The 19975-nt window shown below is 60.9% G+C and carries 14 protein-coding genes and 2 rRNA genes; 4 read left to right on the top strand and 12 right to left on the bottom strand.

The window, feature by feature from the left end; genetic code table 11:
- The first annotated feature begins 52 nt into the window (after positions 1 to 52).
- Positions 53 to 367, top strand: a complete 315-nt coding sequence (locus AD666_RS12230) for a putative quinol monooxygenase (protein ID WP_053152035.1) — start codon at positions 53 to 55, stop codon at positions 365 to 367.
- Here AD666_RS12230 and AD666_RS12225 read toward each other — a convergent pair.
- Positions 357 to 1121, bottom strand: coding sequence for a sulfite exporter TauE/SafE family protein (locus AD666_RS12225; protein ID WP_053152034.1), 765 nt, complete (start codon positions 1119 to 1121; stop codon positions 357 to 359). The two genes, AD666_RS12230 and AD666_RS12225, sit on opposite strands and share 11 nt — an antisense overlap.
- Positions 1122 to 1332: 211 nt before the next feature.
- On the opposite strand from AD666_RS12225, the gene AD666_RS12220 reads away from it, so the two are divergent.
- The gene (locus tag AD666_RS12220; RefSeq protein ID WP_053152032.1) at positions 1333 to 2217 is read left to right on the top strand and encodes a LysR substrate-binding domain-containing protein; all 885 of its coding nucleotides are present in this window, start codon (positions 1333 to 1335) and stop codon (positions 2215 to 2217) included.
- 99 nt (positions 2218 to 2316) lie between these two features.
- A complete protein-coding gene (locus tag AD666_RS12215; RefSeq protein ID WP_053152030.1) occupies positions 2317 to 2661 on the top strand; it encodes a cupin domain-containing protein in 345 nt (114 codons plus the stop codon).
- Between the two features lie 75 nt (positions 2662 to 2736).
- On the opposite strand, the gene AD666_RS12210 is transcribed toward AD666_RS12215, so the two are convergent.
- From AD666_RS12210 to AD666_RS12200, 3 genes are all read right to left on the bottom strand, one after another.
- Positions 2737 to 3945 carry an MFS transporter gene (locus AD666_RS12210; protein WP_053152028.1) on the bottom strand — a complete coding sequence of 403 codons (1209 nt, stop codon included), beginning with the start codon at positions 3943 to 3945 and terminating at the stop codon, positions 2737 to 2739.
- Between the two features lie 121 nt (positions 3946 to 4066).
- On the bottom strand, positions 4067 to 4954 hold the full coding sequence (gene mmsB, locus AD666_RS12205) for a 3-hydroxyisobutyrate dehydrogenase (RefSeq protein ID WP_053152027.1): 888 nt from the start codon (positions 4952 to 4954) through the stop codon (positions 4067 to 4069).
- Positions 4955 to 4964: 10 nt separating this feature from the next.
- Positions 4965 to 6491 (bottom strand): CoA-acylating methylmalonate-semialdehyde dehydrogenase, encoded by a 1527-nt coding sequence (locus tag AD666_RS12200; protein ID WP_053152024.1) that lies wholly within the window; start codon positions 6489 to 6491, stop codon positions 4965 to 4967.
- Between the two features lie 139 nt (positions 6492 to 6630).
- On the opposite strand from AD666_RS12200, the gene AD666_RS12195 reads away from it, so the two are divergent.
- Positions 6631 to 7578, top strand: a complete 948-nt coding sequence (locus AD666_RS12195; RefSeq protein ID WP_053152022.1) for a LysR family transcriptional regulator — start codon at positions 6631 to 6633, stop codon at positions 7576 to 7578.
- On the opposite strand, the gene AD666_RS12190 is transcribed toward AD666_RS12195, so the two are convergent.
- The 8 genes from AD666_RS12190 to AD666_RS12155 all read right to left on the bottom strand — a co-directional run.
- The gene (locus AD666_RS12190) at positions 7575 to 8027 is read right to left on the bottom strand and encodes an OmpA family protein (protein ID WP_053153198.1); all 453 of its coding nucleotides are present in this window, start codon (positions 8025 to 8027) and stop codon (positions 7575 to 7577) included. The two genes, AD666_RS12195 and AD666_RS12190, sit on opposite strands and share 4 nt — an antisense overlap.
- 72 nt (positions 8028 to 8099) lie before the next feature.
- Positions 8100 to 9350, bottom strand: a complete 1251-nt coding sequence (locus AD666_RS12185; RefSeq protein ID WP_053152020.1) for a diguanylate cyclase domain-containing protein — start codon at positions 9348 to 9350, stop codon at positions 8100 to 8102.
- Positions 9347 to 9922 (bottom strand): YfiR family protein, encoded by a 576-nt coding sequence (locus tag AD666_RS12180; RefSeq protein ID WP_053152018.1) that lies wholly within the window; start codon positions 9920 to 9922, stop codon positions 9347 to 9349. The genes AD666_RS12185 and AD666_RS12180 overlap by 4 nt, the downstream gene beginning before the upstream one ends.
- 121 nt (positions 9923 to 10043) lie before the next feature.
- Positions 10044 to 12140, bottom strand: coding sequence for an exodeoxyribonuclease V subunit alpha (recD, locus tag AD666_RS12175; RefSeq protein WP_053152016.1), 2097 nt, complete (start codon positions 12138 to 12140; stop codon positions 10044 to 10046).
- Positions 12137 to 15826 (bottom strand): exodeoxyribonuclease V subunit beta, encoded by a 3690-nt coding sequence (gene recB, locus AD666_RS12170; protein ID WP_053152014.1) that lies wholly within the window; start codon positions 15824 to 15826, stop codon positions 12137 to 12139. Before recB ends, recD begins: the two co-directional genes overlap by 4 nt.
- Positions 15823 to 19275: an exodeoxyribonuclease V subunit gamma gene (gene recC / locus AD666_RS12165; RefSeq protein WP_053152012.1), complete on the bottom strand. Its 3453-nt coding sequence runs from the start codon at positions 19273 to 19275 to the stop codon at positions 15823 to 15825. The genes recB and recC overlap by 4 nt, the downstream gene beginning before the upstream one ends.
- Before the next feature lie 156 nt (positions 19276 to 19431).
- Positions 19432 to 19547, bottom strand: a 5S ribosomal RNA gene (gene rrf, locus AD666_RS12160).
- Positions 19548 to 19705: 158 nt separating this feature from the next.
- Positions 19706 to 19975 (bottom strand): 23S ribosomal RNA (locus AD666_RS12155); the annotation flags it as partial.

Here is a 19975-nt window from a genome sequence, read left to right as displayed (position 1 = left end):
CGCCTGATTGTTGCCGTAGAATCCGGTTCACCTTTCATTCAGGAGTCCCCCGATGAGCCAACCGTACGGTTTCATCCTGCACGCCAAGACCCGCCCGGAAAAAGCCGAAGCCTTCGAAGCTCTGTTTCGCGCCTACGTCGAACCGAGTCGCGCCGAGCCCGGTTGCATCGAATACCACATGCTACGGGACCAGGAAGACCCGACGCTGTTTATCTTCTATGAGATCTGGCAATCCCAGGCCCACCTCGACGTGCATTCGAACCTGCCGCACATGAAGCAGTTTTTCGAGCACCGCATGGATTACCTGGAGCGCGACTTCGAGATCCGCCGCGTCGAGATGCTCAGCCCGTCCTCGGCTAGCCGCTGATCAACAGATGGGCACCGAGCGCGCCCAGGCCGATAAAAAATACCCGCCGGAACAACACGGCGCTGATCCGCTGGCGCAACCATTGTCCCAGCCACATCCCCAACAACGCCGGCGCCAGCGCCAGCAACGACGCGCTCAACTCCCCCCCACCCAAGGCGCCGCGCCACAGCAGGCCGGCCGCCAGGGCCAGTGTCGAGACCGTGAACGACAGGCCCAGGGCCTGCACCAACGCGTCCTTGCTCAAGCCCAGCGCTTGCAGGTAAGGCACCGCCGGGATCACAAACACCCCCGTGGCAGAAGTAATGATCCCGGTGAGCAAACCACAGAGCGGGCCGAGCCATGGCTCGACGTCAGCACCCACCCGCAGCGCCGGCAGCGCCAGCCCACTCAGTGCATACAGCAACAACGCCCCGCCCAGAGCCCGCACCGCCCAGGGGCCGCCTGCCATGCCGACCCATAAGATGCCAAGGCCAGTGCCGATGAAAATCGCCAGCAGCAACGGCCACAGACGCCGGATCAAGGCCCTGAGATGACCGCCGAAAGCCAGTTGCCAGACATTGGTCAGCGTGGCCGGAATGATGAGCAACGCAGCAGCCTGAACCGGCGCCATAGCCAGCCCGAGCAACCCCATGGAAATGGTCGGCAGGCCGAGGCCGATCACGCCCTTGATGGTGCCGGCCACCAGGAAAGTGGCGAAGACCAGCAGGGACAGCGCCAGGCCGAGGTTCTGGTAGAAAGTGATGAATGTGTTCATGGGGCCATGGTGGACTGGGGCAGGCGGATTGGAAATCTGCTATATGCTGAGGCTGCCTCTTTCCTGGCAAGAGGCTGAAATTTTGTCGATGCGTCTGGCGTCTTCGCGAGCAAGCCCGCTCCTACAGGTAAACGCGGCCCTCTGTGGGAGCGAGCCTGCTCGCGATAACGATGCACGCGTCACCACAAAACCGGCACAGGAACCGCCCTCCATGCACTTCGACCTCACCGACCTGCGCCTCTACCTCAACATCCTCGACACCGGCAACATCACCGCCGGCGCGTCCCGCAGCCACCTGTCCCTGGCGGCGGCCAGTGCGCGGGTCCGGGCCATGGAGGCATCCCTGGGCATCGAGTTGCTTGAACGGGGTCGGCGCGGCGTCACGCCCACACCGGCCGGCAAGGCCTTGGCGCAACATGCGCGGGGCCTGTTGCAACACGCCGAACACCTGCAACAAGACCTTGCCGAGTACGCCCGAGGTGTGAAGGGACAGGTACGCCTGCTGTGCAACACCAGCGCCATGAGCGAATACCTGCCCGAGCTGCTGGCGACGTTCCTCAAGGCCCATCCCCATCTCGACATCGACTTGCAGGAACTGCCCAGCTCAAGGATCACCCATGCCTTGCGCCAGGGTGCGGCGGACCTGGGTATCGTATCCGACGCAGTCGAAACCGATGACCTTCAGACCCGCCCCTTTCGACACGATCCCCTGGTACTGATCCTGCCGTCCGGACATCCCCTGGGTGACGGTCGCACGGTCAGTTTCAGCGAAACCCTCTGCCACGATTACGTCGGCCTGAATGCTTCCAGCGCCTTGGCGGTATATCTCGAAGAACAAGCCCTGCACGCTGGGCTGCGCATGCAGATCCGCATCCGCGCCGACAGTTTCGATGGGGTGATCCGCATGGTGACCCACGGCGCCGGTATCGCCATCGTGCCACGCGCCGCCATCGAACGACGCCCGCCAGAGCCGGCGTACCGCTGCGTGCCGTTGCACGAAGCCTGGGCACAGCGGGCCTTGTTGCTGGCGGCTCGTGATTTCGAGGCGTTGCCTGCCTATGCCAAGGCCCTCGCCCTACACCTGACCGAGGGTTGATTAGCGCTTCTGGGCAACCCGATGTCGAACCTGGACAACTGAGCGGGCGTGCGGGCCTATAGGGTGCCTCTTCAGCTTATCCCTCTGCCCGGAGTCCACATGACCGCACCTATCACCGTTCTGCGCGATACCCATCCATTGCCCGTACTCGATGCTTGCAAATGGGAAAAGCTCGAAGGCGACCCGCACACCGTCAACCTCAACGCCTACACCAGCGAAGATGGCAGCAAGATCATGGGGACCTGGATCTGCACGCCGGGCAAATGGCGCGTGGACTACGTGAAGTGGGAGTACTGCCACTTCCAGGAAGGCTACTGCATCATCACCCCGGATGGACATGCGCCCATCCACCTGAAAGCCGGCGATATCTTTGTCGTGGAGCCAGGCATGAAAGGCACCTGGGAAGTGGTCGAAACGGTGCGCAAGTACTTCGTGTTTGCTTGAGGGCTTTGAGGTCGATGCGCTGCGCTCACAGAGGTTGAGCACAGCGCATCAGGACTGCCAGACGTTAACCAGCGATCACCCCGTGCGCCTCGATCCGAGGAAATAGAAGACCCCGGCCACGACGACGCACAGCGACAAAACATAGAACACCGATTGTGGCGCATACGAGGACAGTACGACACCACACAAGACCGGCCCCAGCGCCGCTCCCAGGTTGGACAGGTTTTGCGCGCCGTAGTACACGCCCCGCATGTCTTCCGGCGCGATGTAGTCGATGAACAGGTACTCCGCCGGGATCACGATGATTTCGCCCACGGTGAAAATGATCATGGCGACTACCCAGGCCAGCCAGGCCTGCGAATGAGCGAAGCCAATCAGCCCGACGATGAAAAACAGCATGCCCAGCATCAACATGCGGAACAGGTTGTTCTGATTGATCCTGGCACCGATCAGGTATTGCAGGCCAATGACCATGCAAGCGTTGGTGGTGACCAGATAGTTGATGATCCGGTAGGTGTTTTCCGGGGTACTGGTCACGATCAGGTATTGCGACAGATAAGCGGTGAACTGTCCGAATACGATCGCACTGAGAACGCCGCCGATCGTAAAGCAGACCAGCCTGTAGTGACGCACCAGATGCCCCAGTACTTGGATGAAATCCTTGTTTGGCTGCTCTGGGAGCGCGGTGCGTGGAAGCCGTTCGCCCAACCCGCCGTACAGCACCACAAAAGCCACCGCGACCAGGCCGGCGACCGCGAATGGAAGGCCGGGGCTGATCTTCGCGACCAACACGCCCATGAATGGGCCGATGGCGTAACCGACGTTGGTCAGCGTGTATTTCATTGAGAACACGCCGGCCCGCTTGTCCGGTGTCACCAGGAAACCTATCCCTGATTTCACCGCGATATCGACTACCGCATAAGACAAGTTCACCACGACGATGGCGATGATGAACGGAATCAGGCTGGCAACCTGATAGGCCACGGCAAAGGCCAGGGCGAACAGACTCGCCGCGCCGAGCAGGATCCGGTAATTGGAAAACCTGTCCACCAGGAAACCGCCGTAGACGCCCAGAATGGAACTGGCAATCAACGCCCCGCCCACCACCAGACCGATGTCTTTCACCCCCAAGCCAAAAGCCTGGGAGCAATAGACCACCAGATAGGGCAAGGCGAGGGCCCGGGCAACGGTCAGCACAAACGTCGCCGACAACAGTAACACCACGGGCCGGGTATACACCCTGCTCTTTTCCGGCACGGCGAGCTCTTCCAACACTCCCTTCATATCAACGCTTCCCTGTCATCACGTTGTTCTTCTGATAGCGGCACGGCCACAGTCAGAGATAAGAACATGACCAGGGCAGTTTTCCAAGGGAGCGGTCACCTCACCACGACGCCCCTCACAGTCATTGAGGCTTGCGATAACTGTTCACGATGGCCGAAAAATCCTTGCCGCCCTCGCCTCTCTGGCTCATCGCCTGGTAAAGCTGCTGCGCCACCGCCCCGAGCACAACCGGTTGGTGAGCCTGGCGCGCGGCCTCGGTGGCCAGGCCAAGGTCCTTGAGCATGAGGTCGGCGCCGAAACCGCCGGTGTAGCCTCGCGAAGCCGGCGCCGTTTCGATCACCCCCGGCCAGGGATTGTAGGTATCCGAACTCCAGCAACGGCCCGTGGAACTGTTGATGATGCCGGCCAGCACCTGAGTATCGATGCCCAGCGCGTCACCCAGGGCCATGGCCTCGCTGACGCCCACCATCGAGATTCCCAACAACAGGTTGTTGCAGATCTTGGCGATCTGTCCGGTACCGACCTCACCGCAATGCACGATGTTACGGCCCATTTGCGCCAATACCGGTTGCAGGGTGGCGAACAATTCGGCGGTGGCGCCGACCATGAAAGTCAACGTGCCGGCCGCCGCACCGCCGGTACCGCCCGAGACGGGCGCATCAGCCATCGGCACGCCTTGCCTGGCCGCTGCGGCGGCCACGTCACGGGCAGTCTGCGGATCGATAGTGCTGCAATCCACTGCTGGGATGCCGGCGGCAATTCCAGCCAACACGCCCTCTTCCCCCAGCCACACGCTGCGCACATGGGCAGCGGCCGGTAACATGGTAATCACCAACTCCGCGCCCTGGGCCGCATCGCGAGGTGAACGGCTGATCGTGCCTCCCAGCGTCGCCAGCTCAGCCAGCACCGTCTGGTTCAGGTCGAACAGGTTCAGCGAATGGCCAGCCTTGAGCAGGTTGCGCGCCATCGGGGCGCCCATGTTGCCCAGGCCGATAAATGCGATGTTCATGTCCGGCTCCTTAACGCAGGTTGATGGTGGTGTTCACACCGTCATTGACGCTGTCATCGTCGAACCAGCGCGCGGTGACGGTCTTGGTCTGAGTGTAGAACTGCACCACCTGTTTGCCGTACGGACCCAGGTCGCCAAGCTTCGAGCCTCGGGAGCCGGTGAAGCTGAAGAATGGCACCGGCACCGGGATCGGAATGTTGATGCCCACCTGGCCGACGTCGATCTCGCTCTGGAATTTACGCGCCGCCGCGCCGCTCTGGGTGAACAGACCCGTGCCGTTGCCGAACGGATTCGCGTTGACCACGGCAATGGCCTCGTCGAGGGTGTCGACTTCCAACACCACCAGCACCGGACCGAAGATCTCTTCGGTGTAGATGCGCATGTCGGTGGTCACACCGGAGAACAGGGTCGGGCCGACAAAGTTGCCTTGCTCGTAGCCCGGCACACTGACGTCACGGCCATCGAGCTCCAGCTTCGCCCCCGCCTGCACGCCGCTTTCGATCAACTCAAGAATCCTTGCCTTGGCCCGCTTGGAAATCACCGGGCCGACATCGGTGCCCGGCTCGCAGCCCGCATTGACCTTGAGCTTCTGCGCCAGGGCCTTGAGCTCCGGCAGCCATTGTCTGGCCGCGCCCACCATGACCACCACGGAGGTCGCCATGCAACGCTGGCCCGCCGCGCCGAAACCGGCACCGACCAAGGCATTGAGGGTTTGTTCGCGGTTGGCGTCCGGCAGCACCACGGCATGGTTCTTGGCGCCCATCATCGATTGCACGCGCTTGCCATGGCGACCCGCCAGGTCATACACGTGGGTACCGACCGCCGTCGAACCGACGAAGGACACCGCCTTAATGTCTTTATGGGTGCATAGCGCATCCACCACGTCCTTGCCACCGTGTACCACGTTGAGCACACCCGCCGGCACACCGGCTTCGATCGCCAGCTCCACCAGCAACATGGTCGACAGCGGATCCTGTTCCGACGGCTTGAGGACGAAGGTATTGCCGCAGGCAATGGCCATCGGGAACATCCACAGCGGGATCATCGCCGGGAAGTTGAAGGGGGTAATGCCGGCACACACGCCGATGGGCTGGCGCAAGGTGTAGGTATCGACGCCGCCGGCGACGTTCTCGGCGAACTCGCCCATCTGCAGGGTGCCGATGGAACAGGCATGCTCGACCACTTCCAGGCCTCGGAAAATATCGCCCTCGGCATCCGCCAGGGTCTTGCCCTGCTCGGCGCTGAGCACCGCGGCAATGCGTTTCGAATGCTCGCGAATCAATGCCTGGAGCTTGAGCATGATGCGCATCCGCGCACCGATGGGCGTCAGCTTCCAGGTCTGGAAGGCACGTTGGGCGGCGGCGATGGCCGCGTCGACTTCCGTTGCGGTGGCGAAGGGGACTTTCGCCAGCACCTGTTGGGTGGCGGGGTTGACGATGTCGTGCCACTCGCTGGAGCGGGATTCAACCCACTCGCCGTCGATCAACAGCTTGACGGTCTGCAGAGCGGTGTCGCTGGGCGTGAGTGAAACGTTCATGCTGGCCTCCGGGATTGTTCTTGTAGGGGAGCGCTGCTTGAGCACAGACCAAGGCGTTCAGAGACCTTGGTGATGAGACGGTTTTTGGAGTATAGATGTGCAAACTTCTAATAAGAACGCACATAAAAACCGGTCCATCATGCAAAAAAACATTACCTCATTGGGGTCGCTGAATTGGGACGACCTCAAGTTTTTCCTGGAAGTGGCCCGCACCCGCAAGGCCAGCACCGCGGCCAAGCGCCTCGCTGTCGACTACACCACGGTGTCTCGCCGCATCAGCTCGCTGGAAACTTCACTGGGCACACTGCTGTTCGAAAAATCCCGGACCAACGGCTTCGTGCTGACCGCTGAGGGCCAACGCCTGCTGAGCTATGCCGAATCGATCGAAAGCACCCTGCACATGGCCTGCGAACAGGTGTCCGGATCCGGCGTCGCGTTGTCCGGCCACGTGCGCATGGGCTGCACCGAAGGCTTCGGCAGTTTCTTTATCACGCCGCAACTGAGCCACTTCGTCGATGCCTACCCGGCCATTTCAGTGGATATCCTTCCGCTGCCCCACTTCATCAGTCTCTCCAAGCGAGAGGCCGATATCGTCATCGCACTCGAGCGTCCTGAACATGGCCCGTATGTGTGCTGCAAGTTGTGCGACTACCGCCTGCAGCTCTATGCCACCCGGCAATACCTCGACAACCATCCACCCATTCACCGCCCGGCGGACCTGAACAAGCATTCGTTCATCAGTTACGTCGACGATCTGGCGTTCAGTTCCGAGCTGCTCTACCTGGCGAACGTCCTGCCTGGCGCCAATGCTCACCTGCGCAGCACCAGCGTGATCGCGCAGTACGTAGCGGCGCTGCAAGGACGCTCATTGGCCATCCTGCCGTGCTTCCTCGCCGCTCAGGATGCTCAACTGCTGCCCGTGCTACCGGAGGAAATCAGCGTTACCCGACAGTTCTGGATGTACTGCCGGGAGGATCTGCGCAAGTTGAAACGGATCACCCTGTTGTGGGATTACATCCGCGAGGTGACCGAACAGAACCGCCCGCTGCTGATGGGCGACAGCCGGGAAATGGTATTCGCCGACTAATCAGCGATGACCACAATGGCAACCCGACGGTTCTCGGTACGCCCACTGGCGGTGTCGTTGGAAGCGACCGGCATGGTGCTGCCCAGGCCGCGCAGTTGGATATTCTCTTCGCGCATGCCGACACTCTTCAAAACCGTGCCGACGCTGTTGGCACGACGCATCGACAATTGTTCGTTATACGCCTGGGAGCCTGACGCGTCGGTGTGGCCATCGACGCGTACCCGCTCGATTCCAGCTCCCAACAGCGCCTTGCCAATCCGCTCGACAATTTCGGTACTGGCCGGGTTGAGACTTTCCACATCGCTACCGAACAGCACCTTACCCGACAAGCCAAACGCCCAGCCTTCATCGGTCAGTTTGAATCCTTGCTCCTTCAACACAGCGATTTGCGCCGGGGTCAGCCCTTTCGGTGGGGTGGTCTGGCAACCAGCCAGCGCCAGGAGGGTCATGAAAAGGAATGCGATGGTTCGTTGCAGGCTGGGTTGGAAGAATGAACGCACGAATTGGCTCCTGATTGTGGATTATGCAACGGGGTGCTCCGCCCCCGAGGAATGTCGCCCGCCCCGGGCGAGACGCTTGGCCTGGTACATCGCGGCATCGGCAGCGTGCAACAAGGCGCCCGGAGTGGCGCCATGATCGGGATAGACCGCGATGCCAATGCTCAGAGAGGTCAGCACCGAAGCATTGCCGGGCAACTGGATCGGCATTTCCATGCTGGCGATGATTTTCTCTGCGATCATTTCGGCATCTTCCAGCTTGTGCAGCGGCGAGAGCAGTACGGCAAACTCATCCCCGCCCAGACGCGCCACCAGATCATCCTCACGCAACTGCGCCCGGACACGGGTCGCCACCGCCGTCAGCACCGCATCCCCCGCGGCGTGACCAAAATTGTCGTTGATACCCTTGAACCGATCGCTGTCCAGATACAGCACCGCCACTTGCTCATCGAGTTTGCTGGCGTTGCGCAAGGCGCGAATCAGCCGGCCTTCGAAATACGCTCGGTTTGGCAATCCGGTCAGGCTGTCGTGGCTGGCCTGGTGGGCAAGGCTTTCGTTCTCGCTTTGCAGATGGGTTTGCCAGGATTCGAGCTCGGCGAGCAGCGCGTTGAAGTCATTGCCCAGATTATCCAGTTCGGCGATGGCGGCCGGAGGTACGCGCCGGTCCAGCGCCCGTTCGCTGCGCGCCGCGTGGGCCACTTCCGCCAGGTAGCGCAACGGGCCGGTAATCGCCCGCAACTGGCGTCGGGCCAGATACAACGCCATCCAGGCACTCACCGCCGTACACAGAATGATCCCCGCCAGACCGCTGAGCAAAAAGCGCAACAGGCTGCCTCCGTGACCCGCCAACAGAATGCTGCCAATGGCCCGGCCCTGGTGAATGATCGGCAGGCTGATGGGCTTTTCCAGGAAGGCCTTGGCGATGTGCATTTCCAGATCCGACAACAAGCCAGTCTCCGGACGCTGCCAACGCGCCAACAAGCGACCATGTTCATTGAATACCTGGGCCTCGGCGACTTCTTCGGTGTTGGCAATCAAGGCCAATGCTTCGGTGGCAGCAGCCGAATCGCCGAACACCACGGCCGCTTCCACTGTGTAATTGATCGAGCGTGCGATCAGGTGCAGATTGTGGTCGGCATACACCCGCAGCGCCAGGACACCGAGCAGTGTCAGTGAAACGCTGGCCATGGCGATTGCCACCAGCGCGACGATCAAGTGACCGCGCCCGATGACCGAGCCCAGAGTAGGACGAATCCGTGGTGTAGGCAGGCTCATGGTGCCGTTGACCTGCGTCGGGATAGCTGCAACACACTGGGGTGGATGCGTACGCCGCTGCGCGCCACGGAATCCAGATTGACCTCGAACGACACCTGCTCATCACCCACTCGCAGGCAGAACAGACTGCCCACAGTGCAAGGATCGCCCCCTTCGCTGATGCTCAACACGGGCTTGCCGATCAAGGAGGCATACAGGCGGGTGCGCTCTTCGCTGGTCAGCCTTCCGACATAGACCGCGTTACAGTCGGTCTCGATGCCGGGATGATCCGCCAACAGACGCTGGACGGTGACCGGCCGCCCCGTGGCCTGGGCAGTGCCCTTGACCAGGTCATCGGTATATTGGGTCGGCCCGACGATGCACAGCTGCAGTTGCGTGGGCTCCACCGGCCAACGGGCATAGCTGAGGATCCCCAACACCACTTGGGTCACCGACTCGGCCCGCTGTTCTGCCCGAGTAGCGGATGCCTGTTCCTGAGCAGCGATCACAGGCGGCAGCAGCCCCAGAAAACCGGCCAGCAAACAATGCCTCCAGCCCTTGCTGCGCGCTGCCTCTCGACCAGCCACATCCATGAAGAGTCTCTTGTCGGTACGATAAATGCCGGAACGATAGCACAGTGCCAAAAACCCGGCGAGACAGCGTCCTACGACGCTTCCGACAGAAGCAGGCAGAATCGCGCCTCGACGAATCGATTCAATTGTCCCGTTCCAGATCCAGCATCAAACCGCTCAAACGCTTGACCTTGCGCCGAACCGCCTCCTCGAACACGCCCGCTCGCGGTTCGATCAAACTGAACCACTGCCTGGCCCGGGTAATCGCGGTGTACACCAGCTCTTTGGTCAATACGGGGTTCAGCGCATCCGGAAGAATCAGGGCCGTGTGGGTGAATTCGGAGCCCTGGGATTTGTGCACCGTCATGGCGTACACCGTTTCCACGTCATTGAGGCGGCTTGGCAGGACGAAACGCACACCGCCTCGCCCATCGTTACGAGGGAACGCGACCCGCAAAACCTGCTTGCCCGCATCCGGCCCCTCACGCTCGGGCAGCCTGAGGGCAATGCCAATATCGCCATTCATCAGGCCCAGCCCGTAATCGTTACGGGTCATCAACACCGGACGCCCCTCGTACCAGTGGTGATCACTGTCAATGAGACGGGCCTTGAGCAATGCGGCGGTGACTCGCTGGTTCAAGCCTTCGACACCCCAGGGTCCCTTGCGCACTGCGCACAGCAGCTGGAAAGCGTCGAATGCCGACAGCACCTCCCGGGCCCAGTCAGCCCAGCAGCTGTCTTCCAGTGGGCGGGAAATGGCTGGGCGCCGCTGTTGCAATACATTCAGGTAGTGCCGGTACCCTTGAGGGCCTTCGGTATGCCCCTCGAGCAATAAACGCTCCAGCGCGCCGTCGTGCTCCCCCCGCAGCGCCAGGGAAAACAGATCCGCATATTGCTTGCCCTGCAGCACCTGCCGGGCCTTTTCCGGTTGTTGCTGATTGACCCAGCGAGCCAGTTGCCCGATGCCACTGCCCTCGCCGAAGCGTCGTGAATGCCTGAGCATGACCACCTGCTGGGCCAGCGGATGGCTACCGTCGAGGTCTTGCTGCAGTTCACTGGTCGTCAGGCGTTCGCCGCTGACTGACTCAAGCCAGGCCCGGGTCTGGGGGGTGTACCACCCTTCCTCGGCGTCTCGGCACAAGTCCCCCAGCACCGCACCAGCCTCCACCGAGGCCAGTTGATCCTTGTCCCCCAACAGAATCAGTCGCGCATGGACTGGCAACGCATCCAGCAGATTGGCCATCATTTCCAGGTCGATCATGGAGGCTTCATCGACTACCAGCACATCCAATGGCAACCGGTTGCCCGCATGATGGCGGAAATGTCGGGTTCCGGGCCGGCTGCCGAGCAACCGGTGGACAGTGGTCACGTCACAGGGAATGCGCTCACGTACGGCGGCGCTCACGTCCAGGCTCAGGACCTGCTGACTGATGGACTCAGTCAGGCGCGCCGCTGCCTTGCCAGTGGGCGCGGCCAGGCGAATGCGCAACGGCTTGCCTGTTTCGACGGCAGGAGCCTGGAGTAACGCCAGCAAGCGCACGACGGTGGTGGTCTTGCCGGTGCCCGGCCCTCCGGTCACGATGCTGAAGGCTCCCCGGGTGGCCAACGCACAGGCGAGTTTCTGCCAATCGATCGGCCCCGCGCCGGCAGCCGCCCCGAACAGGCCGTTCAGGCGCTCGCGCAGATCGTTGGGGGCAGCGTCCTGTTTGGCAAGCCGCTGCCGCAACGCCTCATCGATCCGTCGCTCGTAGGTCCAGTAACGACGCAGGTAGAGGCGTTTACCCGACAGCACCATCGGACGTTGCCGAGCCTCTTCCCCCACGTCCTCGGCCAAGGCCACCAAGCGACTGGAGGCCAGGATCCTGCACCATCGCGCGCCGTCCAGTGTCTGCAGTATCTGTGAAGGCAACAGCATCACACCGGCCTGCAGATCTCCCTCGGGGGGCAATGACAAGGCGAAATCCGGCTCCTTGAGGGTTTCGAACAGGTCCAGGCAGACATGCCCATGTCCCAGCTGATGGCTGGTGAGCGCCGCGGCGAGCAGCACCAGCGGATCATCGTCAGGCGCCAGTTCCTGGAGAAACGCAACGAAAGCCTTGTCCAGGGCTCGCAACCACCCACGCTCGACCCAACGTGTCAGGAGCAGGAGCAGATCGTCCGAACGGCTCAAGGGCGACAGGTCGATCAAGCTGTCGTCTTCGGACGACTTCGGCAGCAGATCGGCGAAAGAACGACTCATAGCAACTCTCCCTGTACCCATGCCGGCTCGGCCTTGGGTTCGGGCAAGCCCTGGAACAGACGATCCAGCTGTTCGATCAAGGCTCGTGGGGGCTTGGTGAAATAGACACCCCGACTGGCTGCACGAGTGCCGCGAAGGAACAGGTACAGCGCGCCGCCCACATGGCGGTCATAGTCATATCCGGGCAAGCGTGCCTTGAGCTGGCGGTGCAGCGCCAGCAGGTACAGGACGTACTGCAGATCGTAGCGATTATCCAGAATCGATTGCTCCATTGCCTGGGAGGTATAGGCCGTATCATCGACTCCCAACCAGTTGGATTTGTAATCCGCCACGTAATAGCGGCCGTCGTGCTCGAACGTCAGGTCGATGAACCCCTTGAACATGCCGTTGAGCAGCACCGGTTCGGCGGCGACGCGGGCCACGCCACCGTGGGTGAACTGGCAGACCAGTTGGTCCAGCTTGAGCACATCGACCTTATGACTGGCGAACCAGAACTCCATCTCGACCTGGAACTGGCTCAGGTGTGCAAGCACCACGGGCGCCTGGTTGTTGCCGATCTGCAAAGGCAGGGTCATGAGGTGTTGCAGCCAGTCATTGAGCGTCGTGATCCAGCCTTTCCAGCCCCGACGATTGCAACGTCGGGCAACGACGTCTTCGATGGCCGCTGGCGCAGCCATAAACCCTTCGCCGGCAATCCACTCCAGAAGCCCATGAAGGAACGTGCCTGGGTTGGGGCCGCGGGGGAAGCGATGGATATCGCCGCCCATCGCGGCAACGCCCCTTGGAGCGTCCGGATCGAGACGCTCATCGTCGAACAGCTTCTGGGCTTGTGGATCTTCCGGCGCCGCATCGCTGCCAGCACTCAGGTTTTCGCCGATACGCAGCGCACTATAGGAGGCAATCCACCAGTTTTCGCTGGCTTTACGGGTAGGCTTGAGCGGATCGAGCAACACCGCCTCATTGCGAGGAGGTTGGTAATGTTCGTCGGTTGCCTGGGGCATTTCCTGACAGCTAACGGCCGAGCTGCCTTGCTGCAACTCTTCAAGCCAGCGTTCCAACGCCGCCGAGTCGGCCAACGGCGTCCCGCCCCCCAGCAGATAGCCCAGCGCGGACAAGTGCAGGACCGAGTTGTTGTGACTGCCCCGCTTGAGATCGGCGACACCCAGCCAGCAGGCATGCTGGGCACGGGTAAGCGCCACGTAGAGAAGACGCAGGTCCTCGGCCAGGCGCTCGTCATCAGCCCTGGCAATCAACTCGGCGGTGGGCGTGAGGCTGACCTGCGCCTTACCTTTCTCATCGTGATAATGCAAAGGCAAACGTGTACCGTCCACCGGTTTGGTCGAGCAGATGAACGGCAGGAAAACCAACGGATACTCAAGTCCCTTGGACTTGTGGATCGTAACCACCTTGACCAATTGCTCATCGCTTTCCAGGCGCAGGATCTGCTCCTCCCCTGCCTGCCCGGACAAGACCAGGTGCTCCGACAGATGTCGAATCAGGGCTTGCTCGCCATCCAGCTCACCCGCGGCCTGCTGCAGCAGCTCGCTCAGGTGCAGCAAGTTGGTCAGCACCCGCTCACCATCGCTGCGCGCCATCAAGGCCCGGGGCAACTCGAAATCATGCAGCAGCCGTCGCAACATGGGCAGTACGCCCTGGGTGCGCCAAACGGTGCGATAGCCGCGAAATTGCATGACCCGCGCTTCCCATACCAGCTCGTCCTGGTTGAGTCGTTCCAGCTCCGTCAATGGCAGATTCAAGGTAATGCTGGCCAACGCTGCTCGCAGCGGCCGCTCGGCATCCGGCTCGGCGCAGGCCCTGAGCCAGATCAACAGGTCGCGTGCCTCCTGCGAACCAAAGACTGAATCCTTGTCAGATAGATAAACGCTGCGCACGCCCCGTGCAGATAATTGATCGCGCACGGCCTGCGCTTCCTTGCCATCTCGCACCAGAATGGCAATATCGGCCGGCAACAGTTCACGCAGTACGTTTTCATGATTCATGAAGCCGTTGCGACCGGCTTGGCCACCATTGAGCAACGCCGTGATTTCACTGGCGCAGGCCGCCGCCATCTGCTGCCGATACACCGCACCGGAGAGCGGTTGTTCCGATGGCAGGTACCAGATGTTCATCGCCGTGATGGCTTGTCCCGCAATCTGCAAGGACTCCTTGCGCCCCTGTGACTCGACAGGCAGGAAGGGCACCGGGTTCACCCCCGAAGCGTCACGAAACAGAAACGCCCCGCGCCCCTTCGGACGAGTTTCGGCGTACTGGAAAACATGATTTACCGCACCCACCATGGCATGGCTGGAACGGAAGTTCGTCCCCAGTGTGTGCAACCTGCCAACCGTAGCCTCACGGGCCCGAAGGTAAGTGTGGATATCGGCACCGCGAAAGGCATAAATGGCCTGTTTCGGATCCCCGATCAAAAACAGGCCGGTTTCAGGGTTGTTGTCTTCGATGCGGTAGATGCTCTCGAAGATCCGGTATTGAACCGGGTCGGTGTCCTGGAATTCATCGATCAGCGCGACCGGAAACTGCTCGCGGATCAGGCTCGCCAGCCGCTCGCCGCCCTCGGCTTGCAACGCCGCATCCAGACGCAGCAGCATGTCGTCGAATCCCATCTCCGCGCGTCGACGCTTCTCGGCCTCGAAGCGTGCGCCGACCCATTGCGCGGCATGCTGCAACACCGCGGCATCTGGAGTGGGCAAGGCGTCCAGGCTGGACTTGAGACTGACCATAGCGTCCAGTCCCGGATGGCTGGGCACCTCCCCTTTCCAGGCCTGCGCCATGCCCTCGGGCGTCAGTCGGGTGAAGCCCGTACCGATGTCCAACAATTCGAGGCTTTCATCCTCCACCCAGGCAGAAATTTTCTGGAACCACGGCTCGAAGTACCGGGCCTGCATCTTGCGTGCATCGACACTCTTGCTGGCAACGCCTTGCTGACAGATTTCCAGCAGTTCCACGGCCCACTGCCGCCAGGGCGCCTTGAGGTCGAGCAAGGCAGCACTGCGTTCGCGCAGCGATGCCGCGATGAGTTCGGCCGGTTCAGTTTCCCGGCCATCATCTTGCGCACTGGCGAAGAGCCCTCTGACTCGCGGCAGCAGGGAGGCAGGCCCTCCCCAATGGGTGCGCACCCAGTTCAACGCCTCACCCTGCATCGAGTAGCAGAACATCCGCCAGTAATCGCGCAGCACCTCTGCGAGCAATTCGCTGTGGTCGGTTTCCAGGGTCTGGGTAAACAGGCTGCCGCTGTCGAAAGCGTGTTCACGCAGCATGCGCTGGCACCAGCTGTGAATGGTCGAGACCGCCGCTTCGTCCATCCATTGCGCGGCGACATCCAGCCGGTTGGCGCAGCCAGGCCAATGTTCCTCGGCAAACTCATCACGCAATTGGACAATCAGTGAGTCCGGGGCAGGAATCTCATCTCGAAAGAAACGCGCCGCTTCGGCCAGGCGTGTACGGATACGTTCGCGCAGTTCCTTGGTGGCGGCGTCAGTGAAGGTCACCACCAGGATCTGCGGCGGAAGCAGCTCGCGACCAAATCCGGTCGCCTGACCACCATGCCCCAATACCAGGCGCAGGTATAACGCCGAGATGGTAAAGGTCTTGCCAGTACCGGCACTGGCCTCGATCAATTGGCTCCCGTGCAGGGGGAAAGCCAGGGCCAATGGCGTATGCCGACTCATGACGGTGTCTCCTCTCCAGCCGTCGAACGCCACGGGGCCTCGAACAGTGGCCGATAAAGTGCATCGCACCAGTCCACAAATGTCTCGTCAGCCATCAGGGCTTGGAAGTCGGCAAATTGCCGGGCCAGGGCCGGGCTCTCTCGTCGTTCGCCTTCAGAGGTCTGACCATCGCCTTCGTAGGCTTTTCGAGCAGCCGCCATGGCCTTGGCCGGCTCGGATTGGCCGAGCCAGGCAAAGGCAGTCTTCACCGCGACCGGAAGCGGCTGGCGCATACCAGCCTGCCAGGCCTGCAACAGATCGCCGAGCAGCCTTCGCGCCATGGGTTCCTCGAAAGGAGGCAACAGCAGGCTGTCATCGCTGGCCACCAGCGCGCTAGTCATCGACAGACCATTGGCGCAAGCCACCAGGTGGTTCACCCAGAGGCGAATGAGGCGATGCCACTTGCGGGTTTTGGCAGAGCCGATGCTATTGGGTATTGCCGTGATGGCAAGGACTGCGCCATCGGAACGCTGGTGCAGGCCACTTAGCCACCCTTCGAGACTCACCCCCTGCAATCGAAGACTGACCGGGATCGCGGTGGTCAGCGGCGTCGGCCATAGAGTCAGAAGCTGCTGATAACGCTGAAGCAGATCCGGCAGGGGCTCGATCAACTCCCGTTGCAGACATTCACCAAAACCGGCCATTGGTAACAGGCCGCTGTTCTGCAGTCTTCGGGCGTGGGCCGTAAGGGCAAGGTCCGGCTGGTCGAGTCGAACCAGGGCAGCCTCCAGCAGACTGTCGCTCAGGCTGTAGCGTTGGAGCGCATCGAGAACGAAGGGTTCGTCATCGGCCAGCGGCACTTCAGCGGCCTCGAAGAACACTTTCAGTCGCTGGTTGAAAAAATGGCGGATGGGGTTGCGCATGAAATCCTGCAACTGACCGATGCTCAAGGGTTCTTCCTGGACATATGGCGCCAGTAAATGTGGACTGACCGCAACATTGCGGTCGTCATGCAATAGCCGCCATTCGTTGGCATAACTGAACAACTCATCGCCCTGAATGAAATAACGGGCGTTGAAGGGCTGCAAGGGATGCTCTTGGGTCAGCGCCTCGAGAAGGTTGCTGCCTGCGTCCGTCAGTCTCCATCCGCTGGCGATATGATCACGCAACTGGCCGATCAGCACCGATGCCGGTCGTTCGCTGTTATCGCGGATACTGCGTCCCACCCAACTGATATAGAGCTTTTCACGAGCCGAAAGCAATGCCTCCAATAACAGATAGCGATCATCCTCACGCCGGGAACGGTCCCCCGGTCGATAGTCGCTCCCCATCAGGTCGAAATCCAATGGCGGTTGAGCCCGCGGATAATCGCCGTCGTTCATCCCCAACAGGCAGACCAGCTTGAAGGGAATCGCCCGCATCGGCATCAGGGTACAGAAGTTCACCGCTCCAGCGAGGAAACGCTGGGACAGCCGCCCCTGATCGAGCCCTGCCAGCCAGGCTTCACGCACGACCGTCAGCGGCAGCTCATCGTGCAAACCGACCGACTCACAGGTTTCCAGCCAGGTTTCACGCAGGTCTTCGAGCTGGGCCAGCAGATAGTCGTCATGCTCGTTACCTGCCAGGAAAAACAACTGCATCAGATCGCGTAGACGCGCTCCCCAGATTTGCGGCGCTGCCGGCTGGGCGAACTCCTGATGGGCCACTTGCAGCGCGTCCAGCAGAGCGACCAATGGACCAATCAACGCCGCATCGAGACCGCCTATTTCATCGTAGGGTTCGATACCTTCATAAGCGTCCGAACGGCCGACGGCGTATCCCAGCAGCATGCGACGCAACCCAAAACGCCAGCTGTTCTGCTCAAGCTCCGCAGGCAGCCCCAACGCTGCTCGATGATCTGCGTCCATGCCCCAACGGATACCCGCGCCCTCAATCCATCTATGCAAGGTTGGCAGGTCAGCCTCGTCAATGCCGAAACGTCCACGCAACGCCGGGACATCCAGCAGATCGAGAATTTCACTTACCGGGAAGCGACTATCGGGCAGCTTCAGCAAATGTTCGATAGCAATCAGCAACGGATCTCTTCCACGCTGCCCCTGGTCGGTCAGGGTGAAAGGAATGAAACGTGGGTCCGTTCTGTCGATCTGTCCAAATACGGCGCGAATATGCGGCGCATAACTGTCGATGTCCGGCACCATAACGATGATATCCCGGGGACGCAGCGTGGGATCCGCACTGAAGTGGGCCAGCAACTGGTCATGGAGAATCTCCACCTCGCGCTGGGCGCTATGGGCAACATGGAACCGGATCGACTCATCTCGTCCTTCATCCACCGCAGGCCACTTGGTCCGGGTCTCTTCCAAGGGGCGCAGCTCAAGAATGTCATCCTGCAACTGACCGAGGAGAGTCGTGGGATGGCTATCACTGAACAGGTCGATTCGCCCCTCTCGAAAAACCGAGCGATAACTGCTGGGATCGTCATAGCTGTCGAGCAGGTTGATATAGTCACGCCCTTGCTTGCCCCAGGCTGCCAACAAAGGATGTGCATGCTGGTGCAGGGTTTGTGGATCGAGGACGGCGGGCATACCTGCCTTGCGAGCCTGGCGTTTGTATTGATGTCGCAGCAGGTCCTTGTCGGCCACGATGTCCGCCCAATGATGGCGGCATGGATTATGGACACATAACAGCACCTGGCTGAACCGAGAGAGACCGGCGAGCGCTTCGAGGACCTGGGCGGGTAGCGAAGAGATGCCGAACACGATGACCCGGCCGGGAAGGCCTTTCGGAGCGCTGTCCAGGCTGTTGATACGCTCGATGTATCGTTGGTGGACGCCTGCACGGCTTTGCGCCATACCTTGCTCCCCCACATCCAGCAGCAGGGCTCGCCACAGTTCGGCTTGCCAGCAATTGGCCGGCGCAAGTGCCTTGACTTCGCCACGGACATTTCTTGTTTGATGCCGTCCTTCAGCCCAATCTTCAAGCCAATCGGCCCGGTACACCTGGTATTGATCGAAGAGGTCGGCAAGGCGCTCGGACAATTGGTAGCGCTTGCGCAGATCGATGTCATGGGTCAGGAACCGGCGCAGAGGCTCGAAATGAGGCTGTTCGATCAACTGCGGCAGGAGACGCATCAGACGCCAGGTTAGCGGGGCCTTGTCGAGCAGGGACTTGGCGGGAATTTCATCACGCCCCAAAACCGTACGATAGAGTTGCCACATGAAGCTGCCGGGCAGCTGTACATCAATGGCCGCTGCAATACCACAGCCACCGCTGTCATCGTCTTCCGGGTCCTCGGCCAGCGCGAGCTTAAGCCACTGGGCAATGCCATTGCTTTGTACGAGTGCGATTTCGTTTTCGAGAGGGGCCAGCGGATACCGCCGCATCAAGCTGATGACCAGACTGCGCAACTCATCCAGGCGATTACCGTGAACCACCATGAAAGCAGGGCTGAGGGACGTTGCGTCCGGCATAAAGGCATCCTTGAAAAAGGGCAAAAGCTAGGGCCGAACCTTAGCACTGTCGGCCAGCTGTGGCAGCCGGGAACGCTCCGTGCTTATCGTAAGAACTTTCCTACGGGCAAAACAAAACCCCTACCTGCGTCAGCAGATAGGGGTTTCGGAATTTAATCTTGACGATGACCTACTCTCACATGGGGAAACCCCACACTACCATCGGCGATGCATCGTTTCACTTCTGAGTTCGGGATGGGATCAGGTGGTTCCAACGCTCTATGGTCGTCAAGAAATTCGGTAGCCGGCGCGTGCCATACGGTCACGTTCCAGCAAATGGGCATGCGATAGTTTGTGTGTGCCTTGCGAACAAGTCCGAACTTTCGGTTCGTTTCGTCTTCACAACACCGCAATCTGGTCTCTATCGAGCCCCAAATTGCTTGGGTGTTATATGGTCAAGCCTCACGGGCAATTAGTACAGGTTAGCTCAACGCCTCACAGCGCTTACACACCCTGCCTATCAACGTCGTAGTCTTCGACGGCCCTTCAGGGAGCTCAAGGCTCCAGTGAGATCTCATCTTGAGGCAAGTTTCCCGCTTAGATGCTTTCAGCGGTTATCTTTTCCGAACATAGCTACCCGGCAATGCCACTGGCGTGACAACCGGAACACCAGAGGTTCGTCCACTCCGGTCCTCTCGTACTAGGAGCAGCCCCTCTCAAA

It is taken from the genome of Pseudomonas sp. Pf153, assembly GCF_001269775.1.
GTDB lineage: Bacteria > Pseudomonadota > Gammaproteobacteria > Pseudomonadales > Pseudomonadaceae > Aquipseudomonas > Aquipseudomonas uvaldensis.
The sequence above is the reverse complement of the archived record's forward strand: the minus strand, read 5'-3'. Positions and strand labels throughout refer to the sequence as shown.